Origin of the sequence: Clostridium sp. AF20-7 (assembly GCF_003479275.1) — a bacterium.
Lineage (GTDB): Bacteria > Bacillota > Clostridia > Lachnospirales > Lachnospiraceae > Otoolea > Otoolea fessa.
In genome coordinates, this window is sequence record NZ_QUGF01000005.1 from 189,087 (window position 1) to 201,951 (window position 12,865).

The following is a 12,865-nucleotide window of genomic DNA, read 5'->3' on the forward strand; positions in this document are numbered from 1 at the left end:
AATTAAATTTTTAACAAGATGCACTATAATTTTCCCTTTACGCTCCCGCACTTCCACTATATAATGTAAATGAAGCAGAAAATGGCTGCTATTTTTTACAGATTTTTCTGCCGTAACAGCAACAGTCTTTTATTCTTACTTTTATTATAAAAGGCTGCTACAAAATTCCTCGCAAAAATGCAAAAAACAGGATTGAAATTTATGAAAATCGTTGGTTTAATTACCGAATATAACCCGTTCCATGCCGGACATCTGTATCATATGCAGCAGGCAAGGGAACTGACCGGCGCGGACTACTGTGTCGTCCTGATGAGCGGCAGCTTCGTCCAGCGCGGCGAACCCGCCATCTTTGATAAATATCTCCGCACGAAAACCGCCCTTCTCGCCGGTGCTGACCTGGTACTTGAGATACCGGCCGCCTTCTCCACCGCCTCGGCGCATGAATTTGCCGCCTATGGGGTTGCGCTTCTGTCGGCGATCGGTGTGGATGCCGTTGTGTTCGGCAGTGAATGCGGGCAGATTGAAATCCTTAAGCAGGCTGCTTATGCGCTGAATCATGAATCGGCGGAATTTCAGGAACGGCTGCGGAAAGGGTTGAAGGCGGGACTGACTTATCCGCAGGCACGGGCGAAGGCGCTGGAAATGGAGGATACATGGGCTTCGGTTCTGAGTTCTCCGAACAATATTCTCGGGATTGAATATCTGCGGGCGGCGGAAGATCTGCATAGTCCGATGGAATTTTATACGATTTCGCGGAAGGGAAGCGGATATCATGAAGATACACTGGCAGATGCTAACTTTCCATCGGCTTCGGCAATTCGCGGGATAATTCGAAACTCACTTTCAAAAGACAAAGATTTGCTCGATATTCTGGCATCTCACTTGCCAGCCGTAACACATCCCGCATATACAGGTGCGGTTCCAGTTTTTGTGGATGATTTTTCAGAGCTTTTGAATGCTGCTGTTTTACAGATGCAGGCGACATTCTCTATCGCAGATCTCTCCCCGGAGCTTGCCGCCCGTCTTGCAAAACCACCTTACTTTCCTCTCTCTTTTGAAGAACGGATTCAGGCGTTAAAGACGCGCCAGCTTACCTACACGCGTGTCAGCCGGGCGCTTCTGCATCTGGTACTCGGTATGCGCGAGGAAGATATTTCCCGGTGGAAGGACGAGGGCTATGCACTCTATGCACGGATTCTCGGTTTTCGCAGGCAGAGCAGCCCTCTGCTCTCCTGTCTGCATAAAAAAAGCAGCATCCCCCTCATCACTAAAATGGCAGATGCCGCCCAGAACCTCTCCCCGTCGGCGCTCGCGCTGCTGGAGCAGGAGGTGTACGCCTCGCATTTATACCAGACGGTGCGGATGAAGCGCAGCGGCGTATTTCAAAATGAATATACAGAAGGACTGGTTTTTGTATAAAAATGAACCAATTTTCAAGTCGAACGTCCGTGAGACTTGGCGCGTGATTCTGGTCAGCAAAGCTGACATATTCCATACAGAATCACTGCGCATCCCCGCGGAGCGTTTATCTCAGTCGGAGACCCACCTCCCACTGAGACAAATTTGCTATTACTCGCCACCTAAAGAGGTGGGACTCTTCTCGACTGAGATAAAACTTACAAATGGAGGAAAACATAGTGAATAGAAAATCACCTATTATCATCGGAATTGCCGGAGGAACCGGTTCAGGAAAATCCACTTTTACAAACCGTCTGAAAGACGCATTTGGTGATCAGGTAACCGTGCTTTACCACGACAACTACTACCGCGCCCACGATGACATGCCATTTGAACAGCGCAAAAAGCTGAACTACGACCACCCGGATGCATTTGAGACAGAGCTGCTTCTTGAGCACCTTAATAAACTGAAAAACTGGGAGGCGATCGACTGTCCAACCTACAACTACGCCGAAGCAACCATTCACATCGAGCCGCGCCCGGTTATCCTGTTGGAGGGCATTCTCGTTCTCTATGACGAAGCACTCCGCAATCTGCTCGACATCCGCATTTTCGTCGATGCCGATGCCGATGAGCGAATTCTCCGCCGAATCTTACGTGACACGAAAGAGCGCGGACGCGATATCGAAAACATCATCGATCAGTACCTGACTACCGTCAAACCGATGCATGCCCTCTTTGTAGAACCGACCCGCGCCTATGTGGATGTGGTTACCAACAGCGGGCGGAATGAGGTTGCATTCTCGCTGGTGCGCGGGGAGATTGCACGGCTGCTGGATGAGGCGAAGGCGGGAGAATAATATTTCAAAATATTGGGATCATCGAGGTCACAAATGAGGTCATCGAGGTCATGATTTGATTTCTGACCTCAATGACCTCATTCTGACCTCGATTTACACACCAAAAAGCAGCGGTATCACACTGTCAGCGCTCCATTCTTTTTTGAATGTCTCGCTGCTGCCGATACCGCCGCTTTTTCCTATATACTTTTTCTATGATATCTGCTCTAACATAACATTTTGTTTAATTCATCATCACACAGCTCTGCTCGATCTCAATCTGGCTCTCCGCAATCACTCCCTGAAACCGTTCATATTCCGCCGGTTCCATCCGCCAGGCAATTCCACAGCCTGCTGAGAGTTCGCGTGGGACAGGCACCAGGCGCCCTCTGATTCCCTGTTCCCGGCAGAATGCCTCCATCTCCATCGCCGCAGCCGTCGTGTGAAAGGTAAAAATCCGATATTCCCGTTTCTGCCTCATCATTTCCACCTATTTAATATTCCAGAGCAGCATCACGCTTCAAAGGTAATGGTGAAACAGCCGTTTTCCAGCACCTCGGTGTGCCCCTCTTTTCCATGATACTCCAACGTGCGCTCAATATTCGTCCGGGTGTGTGCCTCATCGCCAAGCACACGGATCTGTTTTCCCGGATGTTCATCCATCGCATCCATCACCATCAAAACCGGTTCCGGACAGGAGAGTCCCCGCACATCTACCTCAACAAAATCTGACATTTTCCGTTTCCTCTTTTCTTTATTTCTTTCTACGTTTCATATTTGCCGCTGCAATCACGAATAACAGGGCAATACATACAATTACGGCAATTTTGCCCGGCATCGCCGGACCACCCAAAACGGCTGCCTCTGTCTCGGTTACCGCTTTTGCTGCCGCACCAACCAGGTTAAAATTGTGTGCAAGTGCCGCCCCAAACAGCATTCCCAGAAAGGTTACCGCACTGTCCGAGGAGCCCTGCCCTGCCAGAATGATCTGACGCAGCGGGCATCCGCCAGCCAGAACGGCTGCAAATCCAACGGCATACATACCCAGAATATTCCAGAGATGCTGGGAGTGCGCGATCGGCTGACCGGAAAAGCTCAAATGGAAATTGCCAGTTGCAAGGTTAAAAATCAGCATGACTGCAAACAGTGCGCCGATAATGCTGAGCAGATCAAAGTTTTTCATCAGAATCACATCACGGATGCTACCTGCAAAACACATACGGCTCTTCTGTGCCAATGCACCAATCAGGAGAGCCGCAACTAGGGAAATCAGAACCGGTGCGTGCTTGCTTCCCGGTCCTTCCGTGCTGGCTGCGTATACGCCTGTTACTGCTCCAATGATAAAAAGCGCCAGAAGGAGCACCGGAAGCACATATCCGCTTGATTTCTGCGTCTCATACGCTCTGCCTAGCGAAAATCCCTTTTTCAGGAAGAACGAACCAGTTGCAATACCGCCTGCAAATCCAACCAGCGCTACATACGCATTCAGGTCACCGGCTGCCATACGCAGAACCATACGCAGCGGACACCCTAAGAATACCAGCGCGCCGATTACCATGATCGCACCCAGAACAAAGCGGATCATCGGTGAAGAGCCTGCCGTCGCCTTATACTCATTCGTCGCCAGTGAGATCGCAAATGCTCCCACTGCAAATCCTACAATCTCCGGACGGAAATACTGAACCGGTGCTGCTGAGTGAAGTTTCAGCGCGCCCGCCGTATCACGTACGAAGCACGCAATACAGATCGCCATATTGGCCGGATTTCCAAAATACGCCAGCAATGCTGCCAGCACACCCACAAGCGCGCCTGCCACTGCCAGCTTCCATGTCTTGTCAAATACTTTCATACCTGCCTCCTTTTTTATTTCATGTACTCTTAAAGTTTTTCTCACACTCGTCATTGTGGGTGATTTCACGCACCACACTCGCATTTCATCAATACATATCAGAAATTTGAGTGCATCTGGCAAAAAAATCATCTCACAAAATCAAACAAGAAAAATTTCAAGCGCGTACATTTCATGGATCTATCCATACTTTCCGCAGACAAGTATAACATCCTGTATTTTTATGGTAAAATCGTTTATATTGATATTTGCTATAAACTTATTGATATTTTCAATAAATAAAGCTACACTCTTCTTTAGAGATTGTTTTCACCTGTCTACTATTCATTTTAATTTTGGATTTTATCACAGAATCATTAAAAATTGATTTTATCTATAGAAAGGATTTTAAATATATGGACATCCGCCAATTAGAAGCTTTCGTGTACACCGTCAAATATCAGAGTTTTTCGCTTGCCGCCCAGAAGCTGTACATCTCACAGCCGACTGTCAGCGCCCACATCCGCAGTCTGGAGGAGGAATTTCACACCCAGCTTTTAAAGCGCACCACCAAATCGCTCTCCCTGACTCCTGCCGGGACAAAATTATATTCCTATGCCACGGAGATTCTGACCCTCCAGCAGAAAGCAATCGTGGAACTCGCCAACGAGACGAAACCGCAGCTTCGGATCGGCGCATCCTCCGTTCCGTCCCTTTATTTTCTGCCGGAACTTTTAAGCGCTTATCACGCAGTTCATCCTGATATCCGTGTCTATGCCTCCTGCTCAGACAGTCTGGACGTTGTACATAAGGTGGATGACGGCATCTGCGACATCGGTCTGGTCGGAACTACTACCTCGGACACCTCCTGCGAATTTCTCCCCTTTGCCTCCGATGAGCTTGTGATCGCCGCCCCCGCCACGCCACATTATCAGGCTTACCAGACTATGCCATCACCGCTGGATGCCCTCTTAAAAGAACCGTTTCTGCTCCGGGAAGATAATTCCGGCACAAAGCAGGAAACCCTTCATTTCCTAAAAAATAAAGGGCTTTCACTCGATGATTTAAATGTTATTGCCGTGATGGACGATGCCGCCGCCCTCAAGCAGTGTATCATGCTGGGAATGGGCATCTCCATTCTCTCAAAAGCAACTGTACAGGCAGATGCACGGCAGGGGAAACTGCTTCTCTTTCCGCTTGGGGAAGCTGCCTTTCTCCGGAAACTCTATCTGGTGTATTCGCCGGTTAAGTATATGGCAGAGGAAGGCGGGGTGTTTTTGGAATTTGCGAAGAGGTTTTATCAGCTATAACTGTCCAGCATTATCAACCTCCATAAAAGTGCTTTCTAAATTTCCTACGCCTCTTCCCCCACCAACAATCCATACAATGTCGGCTTCACATGCAATTTCTTCATCATTGTCTCTAATGCCGCCCCGTCTGCTTTCTTGCCCTGGCGGATCGCACGGATCATGATGTTTTTCGGTGTATGTTCCATGTCGATGAATTCGAGAATCTGCGTCCGGTAGCCGGACATTTCGAGGAGCTGCCCACGGATTCCGTCGGTCAGAAGCGCCGACATACGTTCTTTCAGAAGGCCGTACTGTAAAACCGGCGACAGAAGGTCGTTCTGAATCTGCTTGTTAATCTCATGCTGACAGCATGGAACGGAAAGAATGACTTTTGCGCCCCATTTGACCGCTTTTGCCAGCGCATAATCGGTCGCTGTATCACAGGCGTGCAGCGTCACGACCATATCGACCTGATCGACGCCCTCATATCCGGCGATGTCGCCGTGCAGGAAGGTCAGGTTCTCAAATCCAAACTTCTTGCTCAGGCGGTTGCAGAGCGCAATGACATCTTTTTTCAAATCCAGACCGATGACACGGATCGAATATTTTTTCAGCACATGCAGATAGTAATACATCGCAAACGTCAGATATGATTTCCCGCATCCGAAATCAATGATCGTATTCGTCCGGTTCGGATCGAGATTCGGAAGTACATCCTCAATAAATTCCAGGAAACGGTTGATCTGGCGAAATTTGTCGTAGCGGGATTTCACAACTTTGCCTTCTGCCGTCATGACACCGAGATCTACCAGAAATGGGACTGGGACGCCTTCCTGAAGGACGTATTTTTTAGTACGGTTATGGGATAACGAAGCCAGACGTTCTGAAAACGCTGCGGCATCCATGCCAGCTGACAGTCCTGTTCCGGCATTTTTCTGCTGTTTCGCATTGCTCTGCAGTTTACCATTTCCCTGTATTTTAGCACTTCTCTGCATCTTTCCGTTTTCGTGACTTGACTGACTCTGACCCGATTTTTCGAGCGAATTTTCTTTCACATCTGCATGACTCTTCGCCGGCATCTGCTTTCCAGCTTTCTGCACATCACCTGCTGCCACCGATACCGTCCGATTCTCTGCCCTTTTAACCCCCACCTTCTTCTCTTTGATCGTCACCGTCCCCTTCTTACTGATCAGAATATTGACAATCCCGTGAAGCGACGCGATCTCCGCATTGCGGTAACGGTTTTCCAGTTCTCCGAGCAGGTACTCGGCGGTCTTTTCTGCGTTCTGATTTTTCTGAAATGCCTGTTTTTCCGTAAATTCTTCCGTCTGAAAAGCAAGCGCCCCCCGCAGAAGCAGAGGACGCACGGTTAATTTCAGATAGGATTCACGGGTTCTCGGGTTGCTGAAAATGATTCGCTCCAGATCGGCATCGAGATACCGCAGAAGCACCTCTCTCAGTTCCTGTGATTTATCCATATGAAACTCCTATTAGTTCTTAAAGCTGTGTACTGGTGCCGGGATACGTCCGGTACGTTTGACAAAGTTGTCGCAGGAGAAACGGTTGACCGGAATGATCGGCGCATAGCCAAGCAGACCGCCGAACTCTGCCGTATCGCCCACTGTTTTTCCGATGACCGGAATCAGGCGGACTGCCGTTGTCTTCTGGTTGATCATGCCGATTGCCGCCTCGTCCGCGATGATACCGGCGATCGTGGTCGCTTTCGTATCGCCTGGGATCGCAATCATATCAAGACCTACAGAGCAGACACAGGTCATTGCTTCCAGCTTCTCAATCGTAAGCGCACCCTCAGAAACTGCATCGATCATGCCCTGATCCTCGCTGACCGGAATAAACGCACCGCTGAGTCCGCCAACATAGGAGGACGCCATGATGCCACCCTTCTTAACCTGATCATTTAACATTGCCAGCGCTGCTGTTGTACCCGGTGCACCGCTGCGCTCTAAGCCGATCTCTTCCAGAATCTCCGCCACACTGTCTCCGACTGCCGGAGTCGGTGCCAGCGACAGATCAATGATGCCAAACGGAACGCCCAGACGTTTGGACGCCTCCTGTGCTACCAGCTGTCCAACACGGGTGATCTTGAATGCTGTCTTCTTGATCGTCTCACACAGCACCTCAAAGTTCTCGCCACGTACCTTTTCCAGAGCCGTCTTTACAACTCCCGGACCGCTGACGCCGACGTTGATGATCGCATCCGCCTCAGTCACGCCATGGAATGCACCTGCCATGAACGGGTTATCATCCGGCGCGTTGCAGAATACAACCAGCTTCGCACAGCCGAGGGAATCATTGTCCTTCGTTGCCTCTGCGGTTGCCACAACCATCTCGCCCATCAGACGGACTGCATCCATGTTAAGACCTGTCTTGGTAGAACCGACATTGATGGAGCTGCACACACGGTCGGTGCAGGCAAGTGCCTGCGGGATCGAGCGGATCAGAAGCTCTTCCGCCAGTGTCATTCCCTTGGAAACCAATGCGGAATAGCCGCCGATAAAGTTGACGCCCACTTCTTTCGCTGCCTTATCAAGTGTTTTCGCAATCTCTACAAAATCCTCGCTCTTCTTGCAGGCACTTCCACCTACCAGCGCGATCGGAGTAACCGAGATACGTTTATTGACGATCGGAACCCCAAATTCACGTCCGATGGCATCGCCGGTCGATACAAGATCTTTCGCATAAGTTGTAATCTTATTGTAGATCTTCTCATTCATCTTCGCCAGATCACTGTCCACACAGTCTAAGAGGCTGATACCCATCGTGATCGTCCGCACATCCAGTTTTTCATGCGCGATCATGTTATTAGTTTCCAGAACTTCCTGCATGTTAATCATTGGTTTTACGTCCTTTCTGAAAATATTTGCTTAGATTCTGTGCATACTGGTAAAAATCTCTTCTCTCTGACAGAGAATCTTTACGCCGATCTCCTGTCCCAGCTTGTCCAGCTCATGCGCCATATCATCAAAGGATGTCTTGGAACCGGAAATATCCACGATCATCATCATGTTGAAATATTCCTGCAGGATCGTCTGCGTGATGTCAAGAATGTTCATGTTGTGGTCAGCCAGATAGTTACACGTTTTTGCAACGATACCGACGCGGTCCTGTCCAACGATAGTAATAATAATCTTACTCATAGCTTTCATCCTCCTGTGTGCTCTCCGTCCTATGGCGGAAATGTTTTTATGACTTACTAATTTCTATAAAAACTCAACTGCCATCCGGCTGCTGACTTTTACACCTAAAATGATATTCCGTTACTGGACACGTATGCGTGTACAGTAACGATATTTCTGTCAACCCCACACGTTTGTCCATGTCTCCAAGCCATAACCCCAAATATATCTTCTGGCTTGTTTTCAGACTTTGTATAACCAATTTTAATACTTTTACGTCTTCTACACCGTCACAATCTGCGACACTGCATCGCGTTTTGCCACTGTGATCGGGAAATCATTCGCCTTATACGGCGTATCTCCCTCTGTGATCTCCAGACGCACCGTCTCATATGCCAGCTCTTCGTAATTATTTTCCTTACTCAGATGCCCCAGGAAAATATGCTTCAAATTGTCATGCAGAATGGAACTTAAAAGCCGCCCCGCATTTTCATTGGAAAGGTGTCCGTAATCGCCTAAGATACGACGCTTCAGGTAATACGGATACGGTCCTGCCTCCAGCATTTTGACATCGTGGTTGGCTTCCAGCAAAATCGCATCCAGCCCCTGCAGATGGTCAATGATGTACTGGGAATAATGCCCCATATCCGTCGCCACCGCCACCGATCTTTTTTCATTCTGAACCCGGTAGGCAACAGGATTCGCTGCATCATGGTCGATCCGGAACGGTTTGACTTCCAGATCTCCTACCATAAAATCAACATCCGGCGTAATCGGGTGCATCAGATCTTCCGGAATCTCGCCAAGACTCTTGGAATCCTGAATTTCCTCTAATGTCTCTTTTGTGCTGTAAATAGGTGTGCCATATTTGCGCGCCAGCACGCCGAGCCCTTTGATGTGGTCGGAATGTTCATGCGTGATGAGAATTCCATCCAGTTCCCGCGCATTCAGCCCCAGGTCATTTAACCCCATCTCAATACGCTTGTTGCTGATCCCCGCATCCACCAGAACGTGGGTGTTGTCGCTTCCTATATAAATACAATTCCCGCTGCTGCCGCTGGCAATACTAACCATCCGCATATGTATCCTAATCCTCTTTTCCTAAAAATGACGCTATCTGCTTCCGAATATCCTCAATCCCGCCGTTGTTGTCCAACACACGCGTCGCAAAACTCCGGTAATCGTCCTCGGATGCCTGATTTGCCATGATGCCCCGGCATTTTTCCTCGCTGTAGCCGCGGCTTGCCATCAGACGCTTGATGCGGTTTTCCACCGATGTGTATACATACCAGATTTCATCAAACATCGCATTATGGTCGTCATCATAGAGAGCTGCCTCCACAACGATGATCTCCTTGTCGGAATGGTTGATCGCATAGCGGATCTCCTCCCACGCCATCGGGTGGATGATGGCGTTCATCGTCTCCACCGCCTCTTTATTCTGGAAAATAAGCGCCGCCAGCTTTTTGCGGTCAATGCTGCCGTCCTTATTTAAAAAGGAATCACCCAACGCCTCTACCACATGCTGATAGCCTTTCTTACCCGGCTCCATGAGCTGGTGAGCCACTTCATCTGCCTTAATAATTTCCGCGTCAAATTCCTCCTGCAGCACACGCAGGACCTCACTCTTACCGGAACCAACGCCTCCGGTAATACTGATTATCTTCATGTTTATCTGTACCTTTCCATTATTTCGTTTCAAACCACGAATTTCCCATCTTCATATCGATTTCCAGCTCCACCTGCAGCTGCGCCGCACGTTTCATCTCCGTCGCCAGAATCGACTGCACCTGTTCCAGCTCTTCTTTCCAGGTTTCAATCAGGAGTTCATCGTGCACTTGGAGGACAATGCGGGAACGCAGTCCTTCGCGGCGCAGGCGTTGATCGACGCGGATCATCGCAATCTTGATAATGTCGGCTGCAGTTCCCTGAATCGGGGAATTCATCGCCACACGCTCACCGAACGAACGCTGCATAAAATTGCCGGATTTCAGCTCCGGAATCGGTCTCACACGCCCATACATAGTCTTGACCTCGCCGTATTTCCTGCCCGTTTTTACCAGACCATCGAGAAAACGTTTGACATCCGGGTAGGTTTCAAAGTAGCGCTCAATGTACTCGGTTGCTTCCTTGCGGGAAATACCGAGATCTTCGCCCAGCCCAAACGCGCTGATACCATATACGATACCGAAATTGACTGCTTTTGCATTGCGGCGAAGCTGCGGTGTCACTTCCTCAAGCGGCACATGGAATACCTGCGACGCCGTGATCGCGTGGATGTCCTCCGCCTGCCGGTATGCCTGGATGAGGTTCTTGTCATTCGACATATGCGCCAGCACACGCAACTCAATCTGGGAATAATCAGCGTCAACCAGCACACAGCCCTCGCGCGGTACAAACAGCTTCCGGATCTCGCGTCCCAGCTCCATACGCACCGGAATATTCTGCAGGTTCGGCTCTGTACTGCTGATACGTCCTGTCGCTGTGATCGTCTGGTTAAAGGTTCCGTGGATTCGTCCGTCCTCCCGGATAAATGCACCCAGCCCGTCCGCATAGGTCGATTTGAGTTTCGCCACCTGGCGATAGTCTAATACTTTCCGCACAACCGGATACTCCGGCGCCAGTTTTTCCAGCACATCCGCCGCCGTCGAATAGCCGGTCTTCGTCTTTTTGCCGCCCGGCAGGGACATTTTTTCAAATAAAACCTCACCCAGCTGCTTCGGGGAATTAATATTAAATTCACAGCCCGTCTCGGCGTAAATCTCCTGCTCCAGTTTCTCTACCTGCGTCTGGAGGCGTTCGCCGTAGGCTTTCAATTCCTCCCGGCGCACCTGAATACCTTCCTCTTCCATATGGTAGAGGCTGTAAATAACCGGCATCTCTATCTCATAAAAGAGATGCATCATTCCATGTCTTCGAAGCTGCCCCAGCAGGATTTCCCGCGATTTCCACGCCGTATATGCCATGTAGCAGACACAATTCAACGCTTTCTCCGGCATTGTCTCAAATGCATCCGACAGCGCCGTTTTTCCAAGCAAATCGACCTGTGACGGCACGGTCATATCCAGGTAATCGCGCGCCAGGTCATCATATCCATAGGTATCCTTGAGCGGATTTAACAGATACGCCGCCACGCCTGCGTCCATAACCGCACGGTTTCCTTCTGCATTCCGGATGCCGTCCACGATCCGGCGGCTATGATTTTTAAGAAATGGAAGCTGGATCTTGAGATCCAGAACCGTCACAGACGGAACCACCTCCATCAGGCGTTCCAGCTCCTCCGCCAGATACTGTCCGGTCAGAAATCCAACTGCCGGGATCGCATAGATCGATGTCCCGTCCAGGCAGAGTGCCAGTGCCACAACCTCTTCTTTTTCAATCACCAGCTGCGCGCCGATCTCCTCCGCGCGCTGTGCACGGTCAAAAATCACCTGTGCCTCGCCAAAATCATTTACCAAACGGAAAGATTTTTCCATTTCTGATGACGCAAAGGCGTCCTCACCAAATTTCTGCAGAATGGACTTAAATTCCAGCTGCTTCATATACTGATATGCCTCCGGCGTGTAAAGCGAATCCAGCTTCGCCTCCTCCAGCGAAAAACCAATCTCGCAATTGATGCGGATCGTTGCCAGATCCTTGCTCATCTGCGCCATGTCATAATGCTCCCGAAGCGCTTTCTGTGCGCGCGGCGGCTTTACCTCATCAATGTGTGCATACGCATTCTCAATGCTTCCGTAGGTGGTAATCAGGCTGGTTGCCGTCTTTTCACCGATCGATGGCACGCCCGGAATATTATCCGAAGTATCGCCCATCAGCGCCTTTACATCAATAAATTCGATCGGCGTCACCTGATACTCCGCCTTCACATCCTCCGGGTAATAGTCGCGTATCTCCGTCGTACCTTTCGAAGTACGCGGCATCCGAATCTTAATGTGCGTATCTGCAAGCTGCAGCAGGTCACGATCTCCTGATACGATAGAAACCTCCACGCCCTCCGCCGCACAGCGTTTTGCGATCGTTCCCAGAATATCGTCTGCCTCATACCCCGCCTTGGTAAGAATCGGCACGCCCATCGCTGTCAGCACTTCCTTCATCACCGGAACCTGCTCATGCAGCTCCTGCGGCATCGGTTTTCTCGTTCCCTTGTATGCCGCATACATTTTGTGACGGAATGTCGGCTCTTTCAAGTCAAATGCCACTGCCAGATAGTCTGCCCCCTCATCTTCGATCACCCGGAACATGATATTTAAAAATCCGTACACTGCATTGGTGTGGAGTCCCTTCGAATTTGTCAACTCCGGCACCCCGTAAAATGCCCGGTTGAGTATACTATGACCATCTATCAGCACTAATTTGCCCATCTGTTTCCGTCTC

12 protein-coding genes are annotated in these 12,865 nt (G+C 49.8%); 3 read left to right on the forward strand and 9 right to left on the reverse strand.

Translation table 11 applies throughout. The features are described from left to right. Window positions 1–201 precede the first annotated feature (201 nt). Both DWX68_RS06710 and udk read left to right on the forward strand, forming a co-directional pair. Complete coding sequence (locus tag DWX68_RS06710; RefSeq protein WP_118628877.1) at window positions 202–1,419, forward strand: nucleotidyltransferase family protein; 1,218 nt, start codon at window positions 202–204, stop codon at window positions 1,417–1,419. A gap of 218 nt (window positions 1,420–1,637) precedes the next feature. Next, window positions 1,638–2,258 (forward strand): uridine kinase, encoded by a 621-nt coding sequence (gene udk / locus DWX68_RS06715; protein ID WP_243027592.1) that lies wholly within the window; start codon window positions 1,638–1,640, stop codon window positions 2,256–2,258. A gap of 223 nt (window positions 2,259–2,481) precedes the next feature. Here udk and DWX68_RS06720 read toward each other — a convergent pair whose 3' ends face one another. Genes DWX68_RS06720 through yedE form a run of 3 tightly spaced genes read right to left on the reverse strand, consistent with a single transcriptional unit; the run spans window position 2,482 to window position 4,140 of the window. Then, window positions 2,482–2,718, reverse strand: coding sequence for a DUF3343 domain-containing protein (locus DWX68_RS06720; protein ID WP_117795253.1), 237 nt, complete (start codon window positions 2,716–2,718; stop codon window positions 2,482–2,484). A 32-nt stretch (window positions 2,719–2,750) separates the two neighbouring features. Then, the gene (locus tag DWX68_RS06725) at window positions 2,751–2,972 is read right to left on the reverse strand and encodes a sulfurtransferase TusA family protein (protein ID WP_106999760.1); all 222 of its coding nucleotides are present in this window, start codon (window positions 2,970–2,972) and stop codon (window positions 2,751–2,753) included. 19 nt (window positions 2,973–2,991) lie between these two features. Further along, window positions 2,992–4,140, reverse strand: a complete 1,149-nt coding sequence (gene yedE / locus DWX68_RS06730; RefSeq protein WP_347475165.1) for a YedE family putative selenium transporter — start codon at window positions 4,138–4,140, stop codon at window positions 2,992–2,994. A gap of 341 nt (window positions 4,141–4,481) precedes the next feature. Between yedE and DWX68_RS06735 the strand changes: the two genes are divergently transcribed. Further along, window positions 4,482–5,375: a selenium metabolism-associated LysR family transcriptional regulator gene (locus tag DWX68_RS06735; RefSeq protein ID WP_118637455.1), complete on the forward strand. Its 894-nt coding sequence runs from the start codon at window positions 4,482–4,484 to the stop codon at window positions 5,373–5,375. 44 nt (window positions 5,376–5,419) lie between these two features. Here the strand turns inward: DWX68_RS06735 and DWX68_RS06740 are convergent, their stop codons facing one another. The 6 genes from DWX68_RS06740 to polA form a co-directional block, all read right to left on the reverse strand. Further along, window positions 5,420–6,832, reverse strand: a complete 1,413-nt coding sequence (locus DWX68_RS06740) for an SAM-dependent methyltransferase (protein ID WP_243027595.1) — start codon at window positions 6,830–6,832, stop codon at window positions 5,420–5,422. 12 nt (window positions 6,833–6,844) lie between these two features. After that, window positions 6,845–8,209: a PFL family protein gene (locus tag DWX68_RS06745; protein WP_118628880.1), complete on the reverse strand. Its 1,365-nt coding sequence runs from the start codon at window positions 8,207–8,209 to the stop codon at window positions 6,845–6,847. Between the two features lie 30 nt (window positions 8,210–8,239). Next, entirely contained in the window at window positions 8,240–8,512 is a 273-nt protein-coding gene (locus tag DWX68_RS06750; protein WP_022360436.1) for an ACT domain-containing protein, read from the reverse strand. A gap of 261 nt (window positions 8,513–8,773) precedes the next feature. Then, a complete protein-coding gene (locus DWX68_RS06755; RefSeq protein ID WP_022360435.1) occupies window positions 8,774–9,571 on the reverse strand; it encodes an MBL fold metallo-hydrolase in 798 nt (265 codons plus the stop codon). A 7-nt stretch (window positions 9,572–9,578) separates the two neighbouring features. Further along, window positions 9,579–10,160 (reverse strand): dephospho-CoA kinase, encoded by a 582-nt coding sequence (coaE, locus tag DWX68_RS06760; RefSeq protein ID WP_107000385.1) that lies wholly within the window; start codon window positions 10,158–10,160, stop codon window positions 9,579–9,581. A 19-nt stretch (window positions 10,161–10,179) separates the two neighbouring features. Further along, window positions 10,180–12,852, reverse strand: a complete 2,673-nt coding sequence (gene polA, locus DWX68_RS06765; protein ID WP_118628881.1) for a DNA polymerase I — start codon at window positions 12,850–12,852, stop codon at window positions 10,180–10,182. Window positions 12,853–12,865: the final 13 nt, after the last annotated feature.